This is a genomic window from Schumannella sp. GW821-FHT10F01, from assembly GCF_058809295.1.
In genome coordinates this window covers 272,271-293,978 of record NZ_JBXASM010000002.1, presented here as the reverse complement: position 1 = coordinate 293,978, position 21,708 = coordinate 272,271, and the positions used below count along the sequence as shown (strand labels likewise).

The 21,708-nt window shown below is 71.6% G+C and carries 24 protein-coding genes and 1 tRNA gene; 12 read left to right on the top strand and 13 right to left on the bottom strand.

Annotated elements, in window-relative coordinates; genetic code table 11:
* Position 1 precedes the first annotated feature (1 nt).
* The 5 genes from AC1RSJ_RS04560 to AC1RSJ_RS04540 form a co-directional block, all read right to left on the bottom strand.
* Complete coding sequence (locus AC1RSJ_RS04560) at positions 2 to 547, bottom strand: hypothetical protein (RefSeq protein ID WP_493117156.1); 546 nt, start codon at positions 545 to 547, stop codon at positions 2 to 4.
* Complete coding sequence (locus tag AC1RSJ_RS04555; RefSeq protein WP_493117155.1) at positions 544 to 1,146, bottom strand: hypothetical protein; 603 nt, start codon at positions 1,144 to 1,146, stop codon at positions 544 to 546. The genes AC1RSJ_RS04560 and AC1RSJ_RS04555 overlap by 4 nt, the downstream gene beginning before the upstream one ends.
* Positions 1,143 to 2,003: a TetR/AcrR family transcriptional regulator gene (locus AC1RSJ_RS04550; RefSeq protein WP_493117154.1), complete on the bottom strand. Its 861-nt coding sequence runs from the start codon at positions 2,001 to 2,003 to the stop codon at positions 1,143 to 1,145. Before AC1RSJ_RS04550 ends, AC1RSJ_RS04555 begins: the two co-directional genes overlap by 4 nt.
* Before the next feature lie 269 nt (positions 2,004 to 2,272).
* Complete coding sequence (locus AC1RSJ_RS04545) at positions 2,273 to 3,010, bottom strand: hypothetical protein (protein WP_493117153.1); 738 nt, start codon at positions 3,008 to 3,010, stop codon at positions 2,273 to 2,275.
* Positions 3,007 to 3,351 carry a hypothetical protein gene (locus AC1RSJ_RS04540; RefSeq protein WP_493117152.1) on the bottom strand — a complete coding sequence of 115 codons (345 nt, stop codon included), beginning with the start codon at positions 3,349 to 3,351 and terminating at the stop codon, positions 3,007 to 3,009. The genes AC1RSJ_RS04545 and AC1RSJ_RS04540 overlap by 4 nt, the downstream gene beginning before the upstream one ends.
* A 421-nt stretch (positions 3,352 to 3,772) precedes the next feature.
* Between AC1RSJ_RS04540 and AC1RSJ_RS04535 the strand changes: the two genes are divergently transcribed.
* Both AC1RSJ_RS04535 and AC1RSJ_RS04530 read left to right on the top strand, forming a co-directional pair.
* The gene (locus tag AC1RSJ_RS04535) at positions 3,773 to 4,258 is read left to right on the top strand and encodes a nucleotidyltransferase domain-containing protein (RefSeq protein ID WP_493117151.1); all 486 of its coding nucleotides are present in this window, start codon (positions 3,773 to 3,775) and stop codon (positions 4,256 to 4,258) included.
* Complete coding sequence (locus AC1RSJ_RS04530) at positions 4,255 to 4,581, top strand: HepT-like ribonuclease domain-containing protein (protein ID WP_493117150.1); 327 nt, start codon at positions 4,255 to 4,257, stop codon at positions 4,579 to 4,581. The genes AC1RSJ_RS04535 and AC1RSJ_RS04530 overlap by 4 nt, the downstream gene beginning before the upstream one ends.
* Positions 4,582 to 4,625: 44 nt before the next feature.
* On the opposite strand, the gene AC1RSJ_RS04525 is transcribed toward AC1RSJ_RS04530, so the two are convergent.
* Positions 4,626 to 4,697, bottom strand: a tRNA-Arg gene (locus AC1RSJ_RS04525).
* A gap of 191 nt (positions 4,698 to 4,888) precedes the next feature.
* On the opposite strand from AC1RSJ_RS04525, the gene AC1RSJ_RS04520 reads away from it, so the two are divergent.
* Complete coding sequence (locus tag AC1RSJ_RS04520) at positions 4,889 to 5,911, top strand: NADPH:quinone reductase (protein WP_493117149.1); 1,023 nt, start codon at positions 4,889 to 4,891, stop codon at positions 5,909 to 5,911.
* Here AC1RSJ_RS04520 and AC1RSJ_RS04515 read toward each other — a convergent pair.
* Together AC1RSJ_RS04515 and AC1RSJ_RS04510 are read right to left on the bottom strand one after the other, a co-directional pair.
* A complete protein-coding gene (locus AC1RSJ_RS04515; RefSeq protein ID WP_493117148.1) occupies positions 5,901 to 7,211 on the bottom strand; it encodes an AAA family ATPase in 1,311 nt (436 codons plus the stop codon). The genes AC1RSJ_RS04520 and AC1RSJ_RS04515 overlap by 11 nt on opposite strands.
* A 4-nt stretch (positions 7,212 to 7,215) precedes the next feature.
* Positions 7,216 to 7,827 carry a GNAT family N-acetyltransferase gene (locus tag AC1RSJ_RS04510; RefSeq protein ID WP_493117147.1) on the bottom strand — a complete coding sequence of 204 codons (612 nt, stop codon included), beginning with the start codon at positions 7,825 to 7,827 and terminating at the stop codon, positions 7,216 to 7,218.
* A gap of 85 nt (positions 7,828 to 7,912) precedes the next feature.
* On the opposite strand from AC1RSJ_RS04510, the gene AC1RSJ_RS04505 reads away from it, so the two are divergent.
* Complete coding sequence (locus tag AC1RSJ_RS04505) at positions 7,913 to 8,443, top strand: hypothetical protein (RefSeq protein ID WP_493117146.1); 531 nt, start codon at positions 7,913 to 7,915, stop codon at positions 8,441 to 8,443.
* A gap of 3 nt (positions 8,444 to 8,446) precedes the next feature.
* On the opposite strand, the gene AC1RSJ_RS04500 is transcribed toward AC1RSJ_RS04505, so the two are convergent.
* The 3 genes from AC1RSJ_RS04500 to AC1RSJ_RS04490 form a co-directional block, all read right to left on the bottom strand.
* Complete coding sequence (locus AC1RSJ_RS04500) at positions 8,447 to 9,421, bottom strand: CHAP domain-containing protein (protein ID WP_493117145.1); 975 nt, start codon at positions 9,419 to 9,421, stop codon at positions 8,447 to 8,449.
* Between the two features lie 454 nt (positions 9,422 to 9,875).
* The gene (locus tag AC1RSJ_RS04495) at positions 9,876 to 10,373 is read right to left on the bottom strand and encodes an HNH endonuclease (protein ID WP_493117144.1); all 498 of its coding nucleotides are present in this window, start codon (positions 10,371 to 10,373) and stop codon (positions 9,876 to 9,878) included.
* 333 nt (positions 10,374 to 10,706) lie between these two features.
* Complete coding sequence (locus AC1RSJ_RS04490) at positions 10,707 to 11,399, bottom strand: iron-dependent transcriptional repressor DtxR (RefSeq protein WP_493117143.1); 693 nt, start codon at positions 11,397 to 11,399, stop codon at positions 10,707 to 10,709.
* A 114-nt stretch (positions 11,400 to 11,513) separates the two neighbouring features.
* On the opposite strand from AC1RSJ_RS04490, the gene serC reads away from it, so the two are divergent.
* Positions 11,514 to 12,626 (top strand): phosphoserine transaminase, encoded by a 1,113-nt coding sequence (gene serC, locus AC1RSJ_RS04485; protein ID WP_493117142.1) that lies wholly within the window; start codon positions 11,514 to 11,516, stop codon positions 12,624 to 12,626.
* 23 nt (positions 12,627 to 12,649) lie between these two features.
* A complete protein-coding gene (locus AC1RSJ_RS04480) occupies positions 12,650 to 12,892 on the top strand; it encodes a DUF2530 domain-containing protein (RefSeq protein WP_493117141.1) in 243 nt (80 codons plus the stop codon).
* A gap of 14 nt (positions 12,893 to 12,906) precedes the next feature.
* On the opposite strand, the gene AC1RSJ_RS04475 is transcribed toward AC1RSJ_RS04480, so the two are convergent.
* Positions 12,907 to 13,569, bottom strand: a complete 663-nt coding sequence (locus tag AC1RSJ_RS04475; protein WP_493117140.1) for a DUF3027 domain-containing protein — start codon at positions 13,567 to 13,569, stop codon at positions 12,907 to 12,909.
* The gene (locus tag AC1RSJ_RS04470) at positions 13,566 to 13,949 is read right to left on the bottom strand and encodes a cold-shock protein (protein WP_493117139.1); all 384 of its coding nucleotides are present in this window, start codon (positions 13,947 to 13,949) and stop codon (positions 13,566 to 13,568) included. The genes AC1RSJ_RS04475 and AC1RSJ_RS04470 overlap by 4 nt, the downstream gene beginning before the upstream one ends.
* 62 nt (positions 13,950 to 14,011) lie before the next feature.
* On the opposite strand from AC1RSJ_RS04470, the gene AC1RSJ_RS04465 reads away from it, so the two are divergent.
* From AC1RSJ_RS04465 to AC1RSJ_RS04440, 6 genes are all read left to right on the top strand, one after another.
* Positions 14,012 to 14,275: a hypothetical protein gene (locus tag AC1RSJ_RS04465; RefSeq protein ID WP_493117138.1), complete on the top strand. Its 264-nt coding sequence runs from the start codon at positions 14,012 to 14,014 to the stop codon at positions 14,273 to 14,275.
* Entirely contained in the window at positions 14,262 to 16,157 is a 1,896-nt protein-coding gene (locus tag AC1RSJ_RS04460) for a helicase-associated domain-containing protein (RefSeq protein ID WP_493117137.1), read from the top strand. The genes AC1RSJ_RS04465 and AC1RSJ_RS04460 overlap by 14 nt, the downstream gene beginning before the upstream one ends.
* 57 nt (positions 16,158 to 16,214) lie before the next feature.
* On the top strand, positions 16,215 to 17,858 hold the full coding sequence (locus tag AC1RSJ_RS04455) for a DNA repair helicase XPB (protein WP_493117136.1): 1,644 nt from the start codon (positions 16,215 to 16,217) through the stop codon (positions 17,856 to 17,858).
* Positions 17,859 to 17,979: 121 nt separating this feature from the next.
* On the top strand, positions 17,980 to 19,122 hold the full coding sequence (locus tag AC1RSJ_RS04450; RefSeq protein ID WP_493117135.1) for a serine hydrolase domain-containing protein: 1,143 nt from the start codon (positions 17,980 to 17,982) through the stop codon (positions 19,120 to 19,122).
* Positions 19,123 to 19,192: 70 nt separating this feature from the next.
* Positions 19,193 to 19,885 (top strand): response regulator transcription factor, encoded by a 693-nt coding sequence (locus tag AC1RSJ_RS04445; RefSeq protein ID WP_493117134.1) that lies wholly within the window; start codon positions 19,193 to 19,195, stop codon positions 19,883 to 19,885.
* 54 nt (positions 19,886 to 19,939) lie between these two features.
* Positions 19,940 to 21,703 (top strand): sensor histidine kinase, encoded by a 1,764-nt coding sequence (locus AC1RSJ_RS04440; protein WP_493117133.1) that lies wholly within the window; start codon positions 19,940 to 19,942, stop codon positions 21,701 to 21,703.
* The last annotated feature ends 5 nt before the right edge of the window (positions 21,704 to 21,708 follow it).

Genomic DNA, 21,708 nt, shown 5'->3' with positions numbered 1-21,708 from the left:
CTCACCAGACCCGGCTTCCCGGATACGTCGCGCGCGTCACCGGGGCGGATGCGGTCGCCGGTCGACGGCGCCAGGCCCGGCGCGCCCACATCCATCCGATCGCCGACGACGCGCCGCCCGCGCCGAGCACGATGACCGTGATCGGGCTCGTCCAGACCTGACCGGCGCCGGTTCCGAACCCGAGCGCCCCGAGTCCCACCGGCACGCCGGCGACCAGGATGCCGGCGAGCGCCTGCACTGCGAGGTGGATCGCAGGGCGACCGATGTGGCGGAGCAGGTGGCCGAGCACACCGGAGAGCGGAACGCCGAGCACGAGCACCAGCAGGCCCGAGATCAGGACGGCGGGCAGCGTTCCATAGGCGAGCACCCACAGCGTTCCCGTGCTGTTCGCCGCGGTCGTCCGATCCGCCGCGTCGATCAATGCACCTACCGCCGCTCCGATGAGCATTCCACCGAACCAGAACGCGACGAAGGCCACCCAGGAGGCGACCGCACCACGCCGCAGGTTCTCGCCGGTGACCGGCAGTGGGCTTGGGGGCGCACTCATCGCGAGCCGTCGCCATCCCTGAAGCCCAGCTTGCGGATCCCGTCGGCGGTGGTCCTCGTCCGCGCCGCGACCGTCGCCCTCCATCCGGCCAACCAGCCGAGGAGGCTGCTGAACATGGCGCAGGCGATCAGCGGGAGCGCGAAGGCCGGGCGCACGCCGAAGCCCATCCACGGTTCGAGAGCATCGTTCACGACCAGCGCGAGCCAGATCGCCAACGGCACGATCGCTCCGATCGCGCCGAGGCCGGCATGCACCGCGGCGTGCGCGATCGGGGACGCGACGTCGCGGAGCAGCCGCTGCGTCACGAGCACGAGAGGAACGCCGACGAGCAGCGTGTCGGCGATGACCACGGCTGCGGCGGGCAGGGTTCCGAAGAGCGGGAACAGCACGACGATGAACATGTCGGGACTGGACCGGATCAGGGTCGAGAAGGGCCAGAGGACGACGAACACGCCCACGGTCACCGTGCCGCCGATCGCGACGCCCCATCGATCGAGCGCGGGCGTCGGGCGAACGCGCAACTCTGCAGCATCCGGCAGGTCCGGCGCTGCGGCCCGGATGAGCTGGTCGAATGCGTCGGCGCGAGCCGCGGCGTTCATCGCACGACCTCTGCGACGAGCTCGGTGAACTGCCGCAACGGCTTGCGGAGCATCGGCACGCGCAGCAGCGGGAGCGCGAGCCCGAAAAGAGTCGCACCGCCGTCGACCAGCCGGCGGGTGCGCGCCTGATCATCGGACCGGTCGTAGACCCAGAACATCGCGACGAGCAGCCAGGCGATAAGCAGGACCTCGGGCATGAGCTCGCGAAGTTCCTTCGGCAGCTTCGTGCTCGCTCCGTCGACCACCTCGCGGAGCAGCGAGATCGTCGTATCGCGGGCAGGCGACACCTCGGTGCCGAGCGGATTGATCGGCGACCGTGGCGAAACGGCCGCCTCGAGGAAGCCGGGCGCGAACTCGTGGAACGGCGCCAGGGTGTCCAATCCGGCACTCAGCACGATTCGCAGCCGCTCGACCAGATCGTCCACGCCGTCGAGGAGGGGAAGTGCAGCGTCGCGGTGGTCATCCTGCACCCGCTCGTAGAGCACCTCCACCAGCTCGTTCTTGCTGCGGAAGTGGTAGTTCGTGGCGCCGACGGACATGCCGAGCTCGTCGGCCAGAGCTCGGATCGTCGTCGCCTCGTAGCCCTTCTCGCGGAAGGAGCGGATGGCCGCATCCGCGATGGCGGCGCGCGTGCGACGACCTTTGTCCGACTCGTTTCTGAACACGTTCAGATTTTGCCCAGCGACGGCTTCGATGTCAATAGCCGACCGCGCCAGAGGCGCGCATGCATACTCCGCGTGAGCCCCTGAGACGGCGCGTCTTCGGCGACGACCGGACCGCAGCGCTGGCAGGCGCCACCGGACCGCGAGAAGGTGGTGACGTGAATCTGAGGAAGCCGGTCGCGAGCGCAGCGGCATCGAGGGAGACAGACGGCGAGACGTCTGGCGATCGCCTCCGCGCAGACACCCGCCGGTCGGGACTTCCCTGCATCCGGGACGGTGCCCCTGGGACTCGAACTCCAATAGTGGCCCGCGGCGGCGGGCTGGATCCAGCAACATCCCCGGAATTTCAGCGTTCTCGACGCACGGAGATCACATGCGGACACCGTTGATTTCGTCCGAGTGTGGGCAAAATGTGGGCAGACGCGCCCGCCTAGGTAGTCGTGGGGCGCGAGGGCAAAGCGGGGTTAGTCCAGATCCAGCTCGCGCCGCACCTCGGCGAGGGATACTCCTGCGCCCGCCCAGTCGTGCACAGCGGGATTGTGGATCAGCACCGACGGACCCGGGTAGAAGTCGTCGTCGAAAGGGCGAACCCCGACTGCGCGCGAGTACCGGTCGAGCATGTCGTGCGTGAAGCGTTCCGTGACAGGGCGCGCCCCGTACGGTTCGAGCTCTTCGAACGGCTGCGGATCGCCCCACGCTTCGAATGACCACTTGCCGGTGTCTTGCGTGACCGATATGGCGCGATGGTTGCCCGCGGGTCCGGTCAGAGCCCACTGCCGGGAACCGAACGGCGACCTTGCACTGGACTCGGGAGGGCAGGAGTCGACGTCGAGCGCACGGGTTCCAAGCCGCTCCGAGAGTATGGCGCAAGGGCCGGCGGGATCAGTCCCGAGCCGACTGCCGTCGAAGTAAGCGGTCCACCCAGGGCCGGTCGCGACGAGTAGCTCTCGGACGTGATGGTCGAAATGCAATGGCTCGAGCCGTCGGAGAGCGAGCGCAAGTGGAGCAGCAGGTAGATCTGTTCTCTGCGGCTCACCGAAGAGATCCGTCCGCCAGTCGATGAGCGCCTCCGCGACTCGTTGCAGAGGAGCCTCGATGAACCCGATGCGAGACGTGATCGGCGCGAACCGGTTGCCGAGCAACTCACTCGCGGCAGTGTGAGGGTCTGCCTCTCGCGGCAAACGCCTGTTGCGCTCGGTCACCGCATCCGCCCGAAGTAGCCCTCGCCGCCAGCGCGCTCGTCGTTCTGGTTGAGCCACCGATCAAGCACGATCGCGAGCTCGTGTGGGCTCACTGGGATCCAGTCCCCCCATCGCGCACGATGGTCGATCGGGTAGCCGAGGAGGTTGTTCAGCGTGTTCTGAACTGCCACCCGCTGGTCATCCTGTTGCGGGTGATTCGGCCACGTCCCAGCGATCCGGAGGACCTGCTCGCGATCGAGCCCGAACACGGTTTGAAACTCGTCGTCGCTGAAGAAAGGACCGTCGCTAACGGCGATTAGGCACTGACGGATGATCTCCTCATCAGTGGGCGCAGCGACCATGCCCGGAGGTTACCGCGACCGGGGCAGACATTAGTTGCCCCGTAGCAGCCAATGCAGGACGGAACCGTTGCCGCAACCGGACGTCCCTGACGATCGCCTCGGTTTCTGTGTTGAGAGTCATGGTCGCAATCGAAAGTCGCTCCTCGTGGATGGCGTTCTGATGCACTACTCGCCCTGTCCCGCCGCCCGTGTGAACACCCCAACCTCCCTCACGATGAGGAACGAAGAGTGCGGGAGGTTGGGGTGCGGCCGAAGGCCGACACGGGCGGCAGGACAGGGCGAGAAGCACCGTCAGCGTGCGTTTGCCTATTCGCGCCCGACGAACGGGTGAGCGAACTCCCCGAGACGACCTGCCGCGGGTCGCTCCAGTCCCCTTGCCATTGCTATTCGCTATGGCGATTCGGTTGATAGTATTTGCTATATGCAGGATGCCGAGCTTGTCGCGAGACTGCGCGAGCGAGCGCGGGAAGCGGATTCACTTCGCGCGCGAGCGAAGTCGCTCCTCGTGGCATCAGCTCGCGAAGGTGCCGCTGCGGGCCTCACACAGCGACAGATCTCGGAGGCGATCGGACGGAGCCAGCCCGAGGTCTCCCGCCTCCTTCGCTTCAGCGGTCGGACACCGCTCGCACGGGCCGTCGAGACCGCCCGAAGTTCCGTCTTGTCGGCAGTCAAGGACGCCGGCGGGCGGAACGTCCGCATCTTCGGCAGCGTGAGTCGCGGAGAGGATCGAGCAGACTCCGATCTCGACCTGCTCGTCGACTTCGACAGACCCCCGAGTCTGTTCGAGCTCGCCCGCCTGGAGGAGCACGTCGCGAGCCTGATCGGTGCACCTGTCGACGTCGTCCCGAGCAGCAGTCTCCGGGAGAAGATCGCGGCACGCGCCCTTGCTGAGGCGGTGCCGCTGTGAGCCGGACCGACGACGAACTCGTACGGGACGCACTCGATCACCTTCGGCTGCTGCGCTCGCACCTCGAGCGCGCGGACCTCGACGACCAGACCGTCGCGGATGCCGTGAGCCTCCGCCTCGCGTCGGCGATCGAGTGCATCGCGTCCGCCTCCGACGGGCTCCGCCTCCGCGTCTTCGGCGACGACTGGAACGCAGCCTGGGCGACGCGGAATCGGATCGCCCACGGGTACGCCTATGTCGATCTCGCGATCATCCGCGCGACCGTCGAGCACGACGTGCCGCGCATCCAAAGCGCTCTGGAGGCAGAGCTGCCCGGAACCTGACCCGCGCGACGGTGGTGATTCCTAGGCTCGACTGCAGGCGATAGTGCCCCTGGAGGGACTCGAACCCCCAACCGTTTCCTTAGGACGGAACTGCTCTTCCATTGAGCTACAGAGGCTGGCGTCTCGAGTCTAGTTGCGGGGCCCCTTCGAGACGGCCGTGGCCGGCCTCCTCAGGGATCGGGGCTTCGACAGGCTCAGCCATCCGGGTCGGCTCAGCCATCCGGGTCGGCTCAGCCATCCGGGGCGGCTCGGCCATCCGCGCCGCCGGACCCAGCGGGGCGTCACCCGTCCGCTCTAGCGTCGGAGCATGCGCAGCATCGTGTACTCCGCCGCCGGCGACTCGTCCGTCCTCCGCCTCGTCGACCGCGAGGTGAAGCAGCCCAGGCCCGGCGAGGTGCGGGTGCGCGTCGCGGTGTCCGGCGTGAACCCGACCGACTGGAAGCGGCGGGCGGCGCAGACGGCCTCGGCCGAGCTCGAGTTCCCCGAGATCGTGCCGAACCAGGACGGCGCCGGCATCGTCGAGGCGCTCGGCGACGGCGTCACGACCCTCGCCGTCGGCGACCGGGTGTGGCTCTTCCTGTCACAGGCGCAGTCGCCGGACGGCACCGCGCAGGAGCAGACCGTCGTCGCGGCGTGGAAGGCGGTGCGGATGACGGACGACGTCTCGTTCGACGTCGGCGCCAGCCTCGGCGTCCCCGCCATGACCGCCCACCGGGCCCTGACCGTCCACGAGGACGGACCGACCCGCCTCTCCCCCGGCTCGCTCGCCGGCCGCACCGTGCTCGTCACGGGCGGTGCCGGCGCCGTCGGCCACGCCGCCATCCAGCTCGCGCGCTGGGCCGGCGCGACGGTCGTCACGACGATCTCCAACCCCGAGAAGGCCGCGTTGGCGACCGCCGCCGGGGCGCACCACGCGATCGACTACACCTCCGGCGACCCGGCCGCCGCCATCCGGGCGGTCGCGCCCGACGGGGTCGAGATCGTCGTCGACGTGGACATCATCCGCAACGTCGGGCTGCTCGGGCAGGTGCTCGCGCCGCGCGGCTCCATCGCGATCTACGCGAACAGCGGACCCGAGGCCGCGATCCCGATGCGCGATTTCATGGGCCTCAACGCCCGGCTGCAGTACGTGCTGCTCTACACGGTCGGCGAGGAGGCGCTGCGCGCCGGCGTCGAGGACGTCAGCGCCGCCGCCTCGGCCGGCGCGCTCGCAGTGGGGGCGGATGCCGGACTCCCGCTGGTGCGCTACGGGCTGGCCGACACCGCAGCGGCGCACGATGCGGTCGAGGGCGGGGTCGTGGGCAAGGTGCTCATCGACGTCACGGAGTGACCGGAGCCGACGCCGCGCGCCAGGCATCCGCCATCGCCGACAGCGTCGGCCAGCGCTCCGCGCGCGACGGCCGCAGCGCGCGGGTCGCGACCTCCCATTGCGCGTCCGTCCCGGTCCAGGTCTCCCGGGCCTTGAATCGGTCCTCGCCGAGCAGCGTGTGCGCCAGGCCGCCGATCGTGAACACCGTCGTGACCTCGTCGAGCACGGCGCCGAGCTCGTATTCCTCCGGCGCCATGAAGCGGTCGGAGCCCCACATCCGCCCCATCCAGTTCGCCACCGGACCGCGCCGGTAGACATCGAGATCGCACAGCGTCAGCGCGCCGGTGACCGCGTCGAGCATCAGCGAGCCGTCGTAGAGGTCGACGGCGACCCAGCCGCGGGCCGCGGCGGCGACGTGGAAGTCGAGCAGGTCCTGCACGGCGCGGGCGCGCTGGGCGGTCGAGAGCCCGGCCACCTCGCCGCGGCGCTCGTACTGCCGCCCGATCGAGACCGCGTCCGTCCAGTCGAAGACGAGTGCGACGCCCGCCCCGACCTCCTCGACCGACCGCAGGCGCACGAGCGACGGATGCGCCAGCTCGCGGTACACCTCCGCCGACGCCCGCAGCCGCTCGACCGCATCCGGCACGTCGCCGTCGTAGAGCCACGTCGGCGCCCCGGCGTACTTCACGAACACCCGGCCGTCCGGGCCGTCGACGCCGAGGCACAGGTTGCCGGAGTCCTGCTGGTCGAGCACCGCGAACACCCGACCCCAGCGCGCGGTGAACGACAGGTCGTGCGGCGCGCGGAGCCGCACCGGCATCCCGTCGAGCTCCTGCCCCACCGGCACCGGTCCGCCGGCGAGCATCACCTCCACCTCGTCCGCGAGCACCTCGACCGGGCGCTCGCCGTCGAGCATCCGCGTCGCTCCCCCGCGCAGCAGCGGCTCGACCGTCTCCACGTAGTGGCGGATCTCCGCCCGCTGCTCGGCCGTCCGCCCGTACGGGTTGTCGGCGCGCTCGGCCACCCGGCGCAGCAGCACATGGACCGGCGCGGTCAGCAGCAGGATCTCGGCGAAGTCAGGATAGAACGCGCCCTGGTTCTCCACCGCGCCGGACACGACGATCGACGGCTCCGCGGCGAGCAGGGCGCGCATCCGCGGCTCGTCCCAGCGGCCGTCCGCGAGCACCCAGCCGTCGTCGTCGGTGTCGAGCGTGCGGATGCCGCGGCGCGCCAGCTCGCGGAGCAGCGTCGACTTGCCGGCGCCCGACATGCCCGTCACGAGGATGCGCCGGGCCGGGGCGGACGCCGAGAGGCCCGGCACCCGCTCACTCATCGCCGGGTCGGCGCACCCGCCGGGTCGCCGTGTCCCACTCCTCGGCCAGCACGCCCATGATCGCCTCGTCGTGGAAGCGGCCGTCCTTGAGGATCGCCTGCCGGCGCCGTCCCTCGAGCCGGAACCCGACCTTCTCGTACGAGCGGATCGCCCGCTCGTTGAACGCGTGCGTGTGCAGCTCGACCTTGTTCGCGCCGAGCTCCGCGAACGCGTAGTTCACCATCACGCGGGCGGTGTCCGTGCCGAAGCCGCGGCTCGTCCATCCGGGCGCCATCGTGATGCCGAACTCCGCGATCCGCATCGGCAGCGCGAGGTTCATGAGCGAGGTGTGGCCGATCAGCTCGCCCTCGTGCGTGGTGACGCTGAACGAGGTGAAGGCGCTGTCGCGGGCGTTGCCGCTCAGTCGGTCGATCTGCTCGACCATCCCCTCGAGCGGACGCGGCAGGAACCGGGGCGTGCTGAGGATGCCGGTCGCACCCTCCCGCCACCAGTCCGCGAGCCGCTGGTGGTCGTCCTGCTCGGTCGCGCGGAGCCGCACGAGCTCGCCGCGCAGCAGCCCCTCGCCGTACGCGAGCGCCTCGTCGAGCGTCCAATCCTCAGCCATCCCTCCTGCCTACCCGATGCGCGGCGCCGCGTCGAGGCGCACCACGCCTCCGGCGCCGTGCGCGCACCCGGACGTACGATCGGACATGGCCCACCCCTCGAGCACCACCCTCGTCGTCATCGGCGATGCGGCGCCGGATGCGCTCCGCCCGCTCGCCGGACTCGCCAACGTGCGCGCCCGCTCCCTCGACGGCTGGGAGGACGGCGACGCGGAGGCCTGGGAAAGAAACGTCTCGACGCCGTACCTCGTGCACGACCACGACCCGCTCGCGCACGTCGCCGCCGCCTGGACCGAGTTCTACGACGACGCCGCGACGCTCGAGGTGCTGCAGCTGGAGATCGACCGGCTCATCGCGGCCCTGAACCGCGGTGCGACCGCGATCCCCGACTACTACGTCGTGCTCGAGCCGGAGAAGCTGCCGCCGACGCTCCGGCACTGGTGGCTCGGGGTGGTGTCGTCCGCGTCGCCGACCCGGGTGATCCCGTGGCCCGACGCGGAGGCGCCGCTGCGCGGACTCCTTCGGCGGCTGCCGACCGGCAGGCCGTGGCCGGCGCACGAGCCGTGGCTGCGCGGCGTGCCGACCTCGGTGCCCGACCGGGTCGGCCTCACCGGCTGAGCGCTACTTCGGCGGGGCGTAGAGGAACATCGACACGTCCGACGCCTTCACGATGCGCTGGTCGTAGATGTGGTTGTTGTTCCAGTTGTACTCCTCGAGCACGACGGACCCGTCGCCGAGGACGCCGCTGACGTAGGAGACGTGGTTCTGCCCGGCGAACCAGGCGACCGCGCCGACCTGGGCCGTCGTGCCGGTGGCCCAGCCGTGGTCCTCCCACGCGGCCTTCCAGCCCGACGCGTTGCCGTTGCCGGGCGTCAGCGTCGACCAGTCCCACTTGTACGGGGCGGCCGTCGAGCCGGCGTCGCGGTTGAGGCGCCAGGCGACGAAGTCGACGCACTCGCGGTAGTAGTAGCGCAGCGGCGACAGTCCGCCGCCCTCGCTGCGGGTCAGCTCCGCGGCCCAGGGGTAGTCGTCGCCGAGCTGGCGGGCGCCCGAGCTGAGGTAGGCCTGCAGGTTCCGCTGGCGCAGCGCGTTCGAGTACTGGGTGGTCAGGTCGGCGGCGCTCGTGACGCTGAACGTGTCGCGGCTGGTGGCGGAGACCTGGCCGTCGGCGACCGACAGCGTCTGCGAGGCCGACTGCTTCGCGGCGGCGGAGACCTCGGTGCCGTTCTGGAAGGCGTAGGCCGGCAGGGTGAGCGAGGCGAAGATGCCGCCGACGATGACCATGGTGCCCGTGGCGGTGATCCGCTGGCGGATGCTTCGGACCTTCGCGGGGTCGGCGACCGGACGTCCGGTGACACGCCCGGCGCGCAACCGGCGGCGGCGCTCGACGACCTTGGCGTCCTCGCGGATGAGTTCCTCGGGCGTGACGCTGCGGCGCGGGGCGACCGGCGCGGCGAAGGAGGCGGCGGGCACGACGACGGGGATCACGATCTCGGTGGTCGCCGGCGCGGCCTCGAGCACGGTGGCCGCCTCGACCGCGGTCGGCGCCGCAGGAGTGCCGGTGCCCAGGAGCAGGGCGTCGAAGTCGTCCGTCACCGGGGCGGCGGGAGTCGGGACCGCGGGTGCGACCGGCTCGGCAGCGGGTGCTGCCGGACGGGACGGCTCACGGGACGCGATCTCGCCACGGGCCTCGGCCTCGCGCTGAGCTCGGAGCTCGCGGCGGGTCGGGAAGGGCCGGTCGGCGGAGGGGGCGCTGGACGCGCGGTCGCCTCGGGTCGGCGACGGGTGGTTCATCTCGTGCTCAGGTGCGCTGTGAGTGGTCAGTTCACCGAAGAGAGAGCCCAATGGATCCGGGTTCTCCTGTTGCGTCAAATCTCGTCCTCCGGGTTGGCGACCCGGTCGAGGTTACGCGAGCCTGAGACGATTGTCACGTCGAGGTAACGGATCCGGCAGTCCCCAGTGCGGGGCGCACCGGAAACCGTTCCGAGAGCAGGGAAATGCTCACCGAATGCCCTGCCGGCGCACCGGGCCGCGACGGCTCCGGAAACGCTCACGCGGCCGTGGCGAGGAACTCCTCCCACTGCGGCTGCGACCGCTCCACGCCGCGCACCAGCCAGGCGGTGCCGTGCGGCGGGCGCGGCGTCATGCGGAGCGTCCAGCCCATCTCCTGCGGGGTCTTGTCGCCCTTCACGTTGTTGCAGCGCAGGCAGCACGCGACGAGGTTCTCCCAGCTGTCGGCGCCGCCGCGCGAGCGCGGCAGGATGTGATCGATCGTCGAGGCGGAGGATCCGCAGTACCCGCAGCGCTGGTTGTCCCGCCGCAGCACGCCCCGGCGCGACACCGGCACGCTGCGTCCGCTCGGGAGCCGCACGTAGCGGCGCAGGAGGATGACGGAGGGCCGGTCCCACGAGCCGGCGGCCGCGAACACGGGGTGGTCGTCGTCGCGGGCCAGGATCGAGGCCTTGCCGTTCATCACGAGCACGAGCGCTCGCTTGAACGACACCACGGCGAGCGGCTCGTATCCGGCGTTGAGTACCAGGGTGCGCATGCGGGTTCCTCTCGAATCGTCCTGCACGGCTTGCAGGCGGTCCTTCCCCGGGATCCGGGAGGAGAGAGGAGTCCAGTAGACGCGAAAAGGCGCCGTCGCGAACGACAGCGCCTCACACGACCCGGACGTGACAGTGCACGACCAGCCGACTGGAGAGCCGTATGCGGAAGACGGCGCGCGCATCCATGGGGTGGATGTCGTTCCGCTGACGCATGCTGCTCACCTCGATCCTCGAGAATCCCAGGGCTCCAGAATACGCCAGGCCCGGTGCACAGCGCCGGAACGGCGGGAGAACACCCCGGGCGCGTCGCGCGCGGCCGATCTCGAGAAGCGTCAGACCCCGACGTAGACGTGCTGGGCGACCTCGCTCGGCAGCTCCAGCCCGTCGCCGAAACCCTCGACCTGGATGCTGACGTACGAGCCGGCGGAGGCGATGACGGCCTCCGCGCCCGGCACGACGCCGGCGCCGCGCAGCTGCTGCAGCAGATCCGGCTCGAACTGCACGGGCTCGCCGAGCCGACGGACGACGCCGGTCACCGGGCCGGACTCGTCGCGAACGCGGTCGACGATGTTCACGACGCCGTCGAGGAAGCGGCCGGCGGGCCGGTCGCCGAGCTCGTCGAGCGCGGGGATCGGGTTGCCGTAGGGCGACTCGGTCGGGTGGTCGAGGATCTCGAGCAGGCGGCGCTCCACCTGCTCGCTCATCACGTGCTCCCAGCGGCAGGCCTCGTCGTGCACGTAGGCCCAGTCGAGCCCGATCACGTCGGCGAGCAGGCGCTCGGCGAGGCGGTGCTTGCGCATGACGTGCAGCGCGCGGGTGCGTCCGGTGGTGGTGAGCTCGAGGTGGCGATCGCCCTCGACGCGCACGAGGCCGTCGCGCTCCATCCGGCCGACCGTCTGCGACACCGTGGGGCCGGAATGGCCGAGCCGCTCCGAGATCCGGGCGCGCAGCGGCACGATGCCCTCCTCCTCGAGATCGAGGATGGTGCGGAGGTACATCTCCGTGGTGTCGACCAGATCCGTCATCGCGGCCCTCCCGTGAAAACGCCTCTCATCACCCTATCCGGGCCGGACGACCGCCGCCGGACACCCCTCCCGGCTCGGCGCGGCCGGTGCGGTCGGATGCGGCAGAATCGATCCATGGCGCCGCTCGAGATCCCCGTCGACCTGCTCCCCGCCGACGGGAGGTTCGGCTGCGGCCCCTCGAAGGTGCGGCCGGAGCAGCTCGACCACCTCGTCGCGAACGCCGCCCTGCTCGGCACCTCGCACCGCCAGGCGCCGGTGAAGGAGCTCGTCGGCCGCGTCCGCGCCGGCCTCGCCGAGCTGTTCGCACTGCCGGACGGCTACGAGATCGTGCTCGGCAACGGCGGCTCGACCGCGTTCTGGGATGCCGCCGCGTTCGGCCTCATCGAGCGCCGCAGCGCGCACCTCAGCTTCGGCGAGTTCGGCGCGAAGTTCGTCGGCTCGGCCTCCGCGCCGTTCCTCGAGGCGCCGTGGGTCGCCACCGCACCGGGCGGATCGCGCAGCGAGCTCGAGGTCGTGCCCGGCGCCGACGTCTACGCCTGGCCGCACAACGAGACCTCGACCGGCGTCATGGCGCCGGTGCGCCGCGCCGTCGGGGATGCCGGCGCCCTCACGGTCGTCGACGCGACGAGCGCCGCGGGCGGCGTCGCCGTCGACCTCGCCGAGACCGACGTCTACTACTTCGCTCCGCAGAAGAACTTCGCGTCGGACGGCGGCCTCTGGCTCGCCGCGATGTCGCCCGCGGCGATCGAGCGGATCGAGCGGATCGCCGCCTCGGACCGCTGGATCCCGGAGTTCCTCAGCCTGAAGAACGCGGTCGACAACTCGCGTCTGAATCAGACGCTGAACACGCCGGCGCTCGGCACGCTGCTGCTCATGGAGAGCCAGCTCGATTGGATGAACGGCAGCGGCGGCCTCGCATTCGCCGACGCCCGCACCCGCGAGTCGAGCGGCCACCTCTACACCTGGGCGGAGGAGTCGCCGGTCGCGTCGCCCTTCGTGGAGGTCGTGGAGCACCGCTCGCAGGTCGTCGTCACGATCGACTTCGACGAGTCGATCGACGCGAAGGAGCTCGCCGCGCAGCTGCGCGCGAACGGCGTCGTCGACACGGAGCCGTACCGCAAGCTCGGCCGCAACCAGCTGCGCGTCGCCACCTTCGCCGCGATCGACCCGGACGACGTGCGCGCGCTCACCGCGTCGATCGACTGGCTGCTCGAGCGTCTCGGCTGAGCGGCCGCGGCTAGGATCGTCGCGTGCGCATCTGGCTGAAGGACTCGGAGCGCAAGCCCGACCCGAAGCCCATGAAGACCGACGACCGGAAGGTCGTGCTCGTCGGGCTCATCCTCTGGCTGCTGACGCTGGTCGGGCTGCTGATCTTCCTGCGACCGCTGCTCGACGGCGGCAACGGCTTCTGGCTCTGGACCGTGGTCGTCGGCATCGCGATCGGCCTCATGGGCCTCGTCTACACGACGTGGCGGATGAACCGGCAGAGCTGACCTGACGGGTCTCCTCAGATCTCGCGGAGGCCCTCGTCGTCGTCGCCGGCGTCGCCGTAGATGTCGTCCTCGTCGGAGTCGTCATCGTCATCCGAGTCGTCGTCCTCGTCGGAATCGTCGTCCTCATCCGAGTGGTCCGCGGACTCCGACGTCCCGGCCGCGTGCGCCGCCTCGGGGTCGAGGCCGTCGTAGAGGTCCTCGCCGAGGTCGTCGTCCTCGTCGTCGAAGCCGTCGTCGTCCGACTCGTCGTCGTCCTCGTCCGAGTCGTCGTCATCGTCGGAGTCGTCGTCATCGTCGTCCGAGTCATCGTCGTCGGACTCATCGTCATCGTCCGAGTCGTCGTCATCATCCGAGTCCTCGCCGGCGGCGTCGGAGGACTGTTGAGCCGTCCACTCCTCGAGGCGCTCCGACCAGGGCACCCAGTCGGGCGCGAGCAGGGCGCCGTCGCCGGGCAGCAGCTCGGCCTCGAGCACGGTCGGCTCGTCGTCGCCGATCTGCGCGACGCTGACGGTCCACGCCCAGCCCGGATAGCCGAGCATCGTCGCGGCGAAGCGCAGCGTCGCGACGCCGTCCTCGCCGACGGTCTCGTCGATGAGGTCGCCGACGTCCGCGGACCTCGTGATCTCGAGCAGCGCGGCCCGTGCGACGCTCCGGCGGTCGGCCATGGTGTCGTTCACGCGTCGAGGTCGTCGGCGACGCGGCGGAGCACGGCGGCGATCTTCGAGCCGTGGGCGCGGTCGGGGTAGCGGCCGCGGCGGAGTCCCTCGCCGATGCCATCGAGCAGCTTCACGAGGTCCTCGATGACCACGGCCATGTCCTCGCCCGAACGCCGGTTCAGCTTCGAGAGCGGGGTGGGGTTGTCGAGCACGCGGACGCTGAGCGCCTGGGCGCCCTTGCGGCCGTCGGCGATGCCGAACTCGAGGCGGGCGCCGGCGCGGACGGTGGTGACGCCCTCGGGCAGGGCGGATGCATGCAGGAAGACCTCCTGGCCGTCATCGCCTGCGATGAAGCCGAAGCCCTTTCCCTCGTCGTAGAACTTGACCTTGCCGGTGGGCATGGTGCGACCCTCTCCCGATCGTGCGCGCGGCGGGCCAGTGCGTCCGGCCCTATCCTGGAGCGGTGCCGAACGACACCGCAGCGAGTCCCCATCGTATCGAACGCGTGCTCGTGACGGCCGCGGCGACGGTGCTCGGCCTCAGCGTGATCGCGCTCATCGTCGTGCTCGTGCTCGCCGCGGTCGGCGTGAAGCTCGGCGGGCAGGCGTTCGCGGTGCTCACCCTGCTCCCGATCGTCGGGATGCCGATCGGCATCCTGCTGATCATCGCCTTCATGGTCGCCGTCGGCACGCGCCGCTCGCGCGAGTCGCGGGATGCCCGCGGGTAGCAGCTCGACCCTGGCGCTCGCGGCTCGGCTGCGCGCGCTCGACGACGGCGCCCTGACGGCGCTGCTGCGGCGCCGCGACGTGCGCAGCGCCGGCCTCCGCGACTGGTTCGACCTCGCCGAGGCGCTGCTCGACCGCGGCTCGATCCAGTCGGCCCTCGAGCGGATGGACCGCCCCACCCTCGCAGTGCTGGCCGCGGCGGCCGACCTCTCCGCCCGCGGCGGGGCGCCGACGGCCGCCGAGCTCGCCGAGCGCACCGGCTCCTCGATCATCGAGGTGCGGCTGCGGGCCGCGGAGGCCGTCGAGGCGGCGCTGCTCGGCGAGGAGTCGGGCCGGTACGCACCCTGGGACGCGGTCGGCGAGCAGCTCGCCTCCTGGCCGTCGTTCGGGCTGCCGGGCATCGACGATCTGATCTGGGTGCCCGCCCCGCCCGCGCTCGTGCCCGTCAGCGACGACGAGCGCGGCGACATCGACACCCTGGCCGGCGAGCGCGCGTTCGCGACCACCGGGCGCGTGACCGAGCTGGTGCTCGAGCTGCGCCGGGAGCCCGCGCGCCGGCTCGCGAAGGGCGGCATCGCGCTGCCGGAGACCCGGCGCCTGGCCGCGGCGGCCGGGGTCGAGGGCGAGGACGTGCCGCGGCTGCTCGACATCGCCGAGCGGGCCCGGCTCGTGGCGGACGACGCGGCCGTGCTGGCGCCGACCGAGGCCGGACTCGCGTGGCTCGACCTGCCGGGGGCGGAGCGCTGGGAGGCGCTGGCGGCAGGCTGGCTCGATCGGCTGGCGCCCGACATCCGCTCGCTCCTCGCCGAGCGCACCGGCGCGGTCTGGGACGACGGTCTGCTCGACTACCTCCGCTGGTTCTACCCGGCGGGCGGCGACATCGTCAGCGTGCGGCTGCGCCCCGCCGCGGCCGCCGCCGAGCTGCTCGGCATCACCGCGCGGCAGACCCCGTCGACCGCCGGCCGGCTGCTGCTCGAGGGCGGGGACGACGCGGAGGCGGCGAGCGCCTCCCTCGCCTCCGCCGCCGCGGCCATGCGCTCGCGCTTCCCCGCGGAGGTGGAGCGCGTGTACCTGCAGGACGACCTCACGATCATCTCCCCCGGACCGCTCGCCGCCGCGCTCGACAGCCGGCTCCGCGGCATGGCGGAGGCGGAGGCCCGCGGGCTCGCCTCGACCTACCGGGTCACGGCGGCCAGCGTCTCCCGCGCTCTCACGGCGGGCGAGACGGCCGACAGCGTGCGCGAGTTCCTCGCGGGCATCTCGCTCACCGGCATCCCGCAGCCGCTCGAGTACCTGCTCCGCGACACCGCCGCGCGGTTCGGCAGCCTCCGGGTCGGCGCGCTCGTGCCGGCGGCGGACGGCGCCGCGTCGTCCGTCCGCGCCGACGACACCGCGCTGCTCGACCAGCTCCAGGTCGACCACACCCTCACGGCGCTGGCCCTCGAGCGGTCCGGCCCGAACCGGCTGACCAGCCGGGTGGAGGCGCTCGTGCTGTTCTGGAGCCTCGCCGACGCCCGCTACCCGGTCGTGATGGAGGACGCCGACGGCACGCTGCTGAGCCCGCGCCGCCGCGCCGCCGTCGCACCGGTCAGCCCGCCGCCGCGCGACCCGGCGGCGGAGCTCGTCGCCCGGCTGCGCGACCGCCCGGCGCCCGGCTCGGACGGGGTCGACGGCGAGGGCTGGATCGCGCGGCAGCTCGAGCTCGCCGCGAAGGGCAAAGCGGTCGTGATCGTCTCGGTGCGGATGCCGGACGGCTCCGACCAGGAGTTCCGGCTCGAGCCCGCGTCGGTCGCCGGCGGGCGCCTGCGAGCGCGGGATCCGCGGGCCGGCCTCGAGCGCACGCTCCCGCTGAGCTCGATCACCTCCGTGACGCCGCTCACCTGACCCGTGGCGCCCCAGCGCTCCCCCACGCACGCGGGCTAGGCTTTTCCGGCTATGGACATGCTCGGCCCCCTCATCGTGCAGAGCGACCGCACCGTGCTGCTGGAGGTCGCGCATCCTCAGGCGGAGGACGCCCGCCACGAGCTCGCCGTGTTCGCGGAGCTGGAGCGCGCCCCCGAGCACATCCACACCTACCGGATCACCCGGCTCGGCCTCTGGAACGCCCGCGCCGCTGGCCACACCGCCGATCAGATGCTCGACACGCTGAACCGGTTCGGCAAGTTCCCGGTGCCGCAGACCGTCGCCGTCGACATCCGCGAGACCGTCGAGCGCTACGGACGGCTCGTCATCACCCGCTCCGACGACGGCGACCTCGTGATGACCGCCGACGACCACATCGTCATGGCCGAGGTCACCCGCAGCGGCAAGATCGCCCCGCTGCTCGGCGTGCGGCGCACCTCGACCGAGTGGACGCTGCAGCCGTGGGCCCGCGGGCAGATCAAGCAGGAGCTGCTCAAGCTCGGCTGGCCGGCGGAGGACCACGCGGGCTACACGCCCGGCACGCCGCACGCGATCGACCTCGCCGAGGACGGCTGGTCGCTGCGGCCGTACCAGCGCGACGCCGTCGACCTGTTCTTCGACGGCGGCTCCGGCGTCGTGGTGCTCCCCTGCGGCGCCGGCAAGACGCTCGTCGGCGCCGGCGCGATGGCCCGGGCCTCCACGACGACGCTGATCCTCGTGACCAACACGGTCAGCGCCCGCCAGTGGCGCACCGAGCTGCTCAAGCGCACGAGCCTCACCGAGGACGACATCGGCGAGTACTCCGGTCAGGTCAAGGAGATCAAGCCGGTCACGATCGCGACCTACCAGATCCTCACCGCGCGCCGGAAGGGCGAGTACGCCCACCTGGCGCTGCTCGACGCGAAGGACTGGGGGCTCGTCGTCTACGACGAGGTGCACCTGCTGCCCGCGCCGGTCTTCAAGCTCACCGCTGAGCTGCAGGCGCGCCGCCGGCTCGGCCTCACGGCGACGCTCGTGCGCGAGGACGGCCGCGAGTCCGACGTCTTCTCGCTTATCGGCCCCAAGCGCTACGACGCGCCGTGGAAGGAGATCGAGGCCCAGGGCTACATCTCCCCGGCGTCCTGCTACGAGGTGCGCATCGACCTGCCGCAGGAGGACCGGCTCGAGTACGCCGCCTCCGCCGACGACGAGCGCTACCGCCTCGCCGCGACCGCGCCGGCGAAACTCCGCGTCGTCAAGGACCTCGTCGCCCGCCACGCCGGCGAGCGGATCCTCGTGATCGGCCAGTACCTCGACCAGATCGAGGAGCTCGCGGAGGCGCTCGACGCCCCGCAGCTGACCGGCGCGACGCCGGTCGACGAGCGCGAGCGGCTGTTCCAGGAGTTCCGCGACGGCAGGCTGACGGTGCTGGTCGTGTCGAAGGTGGCGAACTTCTCCGTCGACCTGCCGGAGGCGACCGTCGCCATCCAGGTCTCCGGGGCGTTCGGCTCCCGGCAGGAGGAGGCGCAGCGCCTCGGCCGCCTGCTCCGCCCGAAGGAGAGCGGGCTGCCCGCGAACTTCTACACGCTCGTCGCGCGCGACACGGTGGATCAGGACTTCGCCCAGAACCGCCAGCGCTTCCTCGCCGAGCAGGGCTACAGCTACACGATCCTCGACGCGCACGACCTCGCCCCGGCGGCCTAGCGGCGGGCTCGACCTCGCCGCGTCCGTCGAACCCGGACGGTTTCGGCGCTTCCGGATGGTCCTGCCTGTCCGGAAGCGTCGAAACCGTCCATATCGCGTCGGGCCGGGCTAGCGTGCCCGCATGACGGCGGTGTCGAGGGCGACCGGATTCGACGACGAGGCGTTCCGTGCGGGCGTCGCGGGCGAGGCGGTGGACAGCGGATGGGCGCCCGGCGTCGCCGCGGCGGTCCGGGTCGGCGGCCGGTGGCATCCGATCGCGCTCGGGTCGCTCGATTTCGACGATCCGCGTCCGATCACGACGAGCACCCCGTTCCGCATCGCGTCGCTGTCGAAGCCGGTCGCCGGGGTGCTCGCCGGACGGCAGATCGCGGCGGGGCGCATCGACCCAGACGAGCCCGTGTCGCGCTGGCTGCCTGAGCTCGCACCGCTCCGCGTGCTGCGCGAGCCCGGCGGAGACCTCGCCGACACCGTGCCGGCCGAGCGCCCGGTCACCCTGCGCCACCTGCTCACCCTCACCTTCGGCAGCGGATCGGGGTTCGACGACACCCCGGTGCAGCAGGCGCTGCAGACGTTCGCGACCGGGCCCCTGCCGCCGCCGATCGGGCCCGACGAGTTCCTCGCCCGGCTCGCCGCGCTGCCGCTCGAGCACCAGCCCGGCAGCACCTGGGGCTATCACGTCGGCACCGAGGTGCTCTCCGTGCTGCTCGCGCGCGTCGCCGGGACCCCGCTCCCCGATCTCGTGCGCGCGGAGATCACGGAGCCGCTCGGGATGACGGCGACCGGCTTCTGGACCGACGAGACGCTGCCCCGCCAGTACCGGCCCTCGCCGTCCGGGCTCGAGCCGTGGGACGGCTACGGCGACCTGTTCGCGAGCCCGCCGCCGTTCCCCGGGCTCGCCGGCGGACTCGTGTCGAGCCTCGACGACCAGCTCCGCTTCTGGGGCGCGCTCGCGGACGGCGAGCTGCTGCCGCCGGAGCTGCACCGCGCGATGACGACCGACCAGCTCGACGCCGGCCAGCGGGCCGGCATGATCCCGTTCGGCGGCGACGTCGCATCCTGGGGGTGGCAGGTCGGCATCGTCACCGGGGACGACCCCTTCACGACGCCGGGCTCGTACGGCTGGTCCGGCGGCTCGGGCACGACGGCGGCCGTCGACACGGGTCGCGGCATCGTCGGCGTCGCGCTCTCGCAGCGCTTCGTCGGCGGCCCCGAGGACGACTACGGCTGGTTCTGGAGGCCCGCACTGGCGGCACTCCGCTCCTGATCGGCGGTCGTTCCCGGCCCATCCGCACGGCTCCCAGGAAAGGGTCAGCGAACGGCCAGATACTGACCTCATGACCGACGGACCGAAGATCCTCATCGTCGATGACGAGCCCAACATCCGCGACCTGCTCACGACGAGCCTCCGCTTCGCCGGATTCGCCGTGCGCGCCGTCGGGAACGGCGCGCAGGCCATCTCGGCCGTGCTCGAGGAGGAGCCGGATCTCATCATCCTCGACGTGATGCTGCCGGACATGAACGGCTTCGGCGTCACCAAGCGCCTCCGCGCGTCCGGGTACACCGCGCCGATCCTCTTCCTCACGGCGAAAGACGACACCGAGGACAAGATCACCGGCCTCACCGTCGGCGGCGACGACTACGTCACCAAGCCGTTCAGCCTCGACGAGATCGTCGCGCGCATCAAGGCGATCCTGCGTCGCACCATGCAGGACGACGACGACGCGATCATCCGCACCGGCGAGCTGTCGATGGACCAGGACACCCACGAGGTCTCGGTCGGCGACGTGCAGGTGGAGCTCTCCCCCACCGAGTTCAAGCTGCTGCGCTACCTCATGCTGAACCCGAACCGCGTGCTGTCGAAGGCGCAGATCCTCGACCACGTCTGGGAGTACGACTTCAACGGCGACGCCGGCATCGTCGAGAGCTACATCTCGTACCTGCGCCGCAAGCTCGACCAGCACTCGGCCGAGCCGATGATCCAGACCAAGCGCGGCTTCGGGTACATGCTGAAGACCTCCAAGGCCTAGCCTTGGTGCCCGTGCACCCCGTCGCGCTCCGCCGCTCCCCTGGACGGCGCTGACGTGGCGAAGGGGCCCGGTCTGCACGCCTCGTTCGACCGCTGGTGGAACGGCATCTCGCTGCGCACCAAGATCACCGGCGTCACGGTCCTGCTGCTGACGTTCGGCCTCGCGGTCGCCGGCGTCGGCACGGCGAACGTGCTGCGCGGCTACCTCGACAGCCAGGACGACGTGAAGGTCGCCACGCTGGCGAGCCAGCTGAAGTCGCCGACCGCCACGGCCTCCGCCGTGCTGAGCTGCTCGACCACGTCGTACGACATCGGCGGCACGCTGTTCGAGGTGATCCGCAGCGACGGCGTCAAGCAGTGCTCGAACCTGCCGACCGGCACCGTCGGACCGGACATCGCCGAGCTGGACCTCGACTGGGCGACCGCGAACAACGGCAAGATCGTCACGATCGACGACAAGTCCGGGCTGCGGCACTGGCGCGTGATGGGCCAGCTCTGGAAGCCGACGCAGTCGAGCGACGCGCTCTACACGGTGATCATCGGCATCGACACGAAGGACACCGAGTCGCTCGTCGGCCGGTACGCCGTCATCTTCTTCGGCTTCGCGATCGCCGTCATCGTGCTCGGCGCCGCGCTGACGCAGCTGCTCGTGACGAGCACCTTCAGCCCGCTCCGCGATGTGGAGGCCACGGCCGCACGCTTCGCCGCCGGCGACTACAGCCAGCGCCTCGGCGGCGCCACCCCGAACACGGAGGTGGGGCGGCTCAACCGCTCGCTCAATACGATGCTCGCGCGCATCGACACGGCGTTCGCCGACCGCGCGCGCACGATCGACCAGATGCGGCGCTTCGTCGGCGACGCGAGCCACGAGCTGCGCACGCCGCTCGTCTCCCTCCGCGGCTACGCCGAGCTGTACCGGATGGGCGCCATCCAGAAGCAGGAGGACGTCGCCCAGGCGATGGACCGCATCGAGCGCGAGGCGATCCGGATGACGGGTCTCGTGCAGGATCTGCTCGAGCTCGCCCGCCTCGACGAGGCCCGGCCCTTGGAGCTGACGCCCGTCGACCTGCTGCCGATCGCGCAGGATGCCGCCCTCGACGCGAGCGCGTCGTACCCGGGACGGCGCATCACCGTCGTCGTGCCCGAGCACGGCCTCGACGAGACCGCGACGCTGGCCGAGCTCGAGAAGGTCGTCAGCGCCACGGCGGTGCAGGCCTCCGCGCTCCGCGGCGGGCAGCCCGCCAACGTCACCGGGCGGATCGCGCTGGCCGGCGCGACGCTCGCCCGCCTGCGCCGAGGCCGCCGGAACGCCCGCGGCGGGGACGCAGCGACGCTCGCGGCGGAGGCGGCCGCCGCGCGTCCCGCCGACATCCGTCCGCTGCCGGCCGTCGGCCCGGTCGTGCTGGCGGAGGAGAACCGCGTGCGCCAGGTCGTGACGAACCTCATGGGCAATGCGATCCGCTACACGCCCGAGGACAGCCCGATCGAGCTCGTCGTCGACGTCGACCGCGCCGGGGGCTTCGGCTCGATCGCGGTCGTCGACCACGGCGAGGGCATCCCGCCGCAGCTGCGGGAGAAGATCTTCCAGCGCTTCTTCCGCGCCGACTCCTCGCGCACGCGCGACACCGGCGGCAGCGGCCTCGGGCTCGCGATCGTCGCCGGCATCGTGCAGAGCCACCACGGCCACGTCGAGGTGCTCGAGACCCCGGGCGGCGGCGCGGCGTTCCGCGTCAGCCTTCCGCTCCTCCCCAGCGAGCCGGAGGAGCCGGAGTCCACCGATGCCGTCGACCCGGCCCCGGAGGGCGCGCCCGCTCCGTAGCCTCG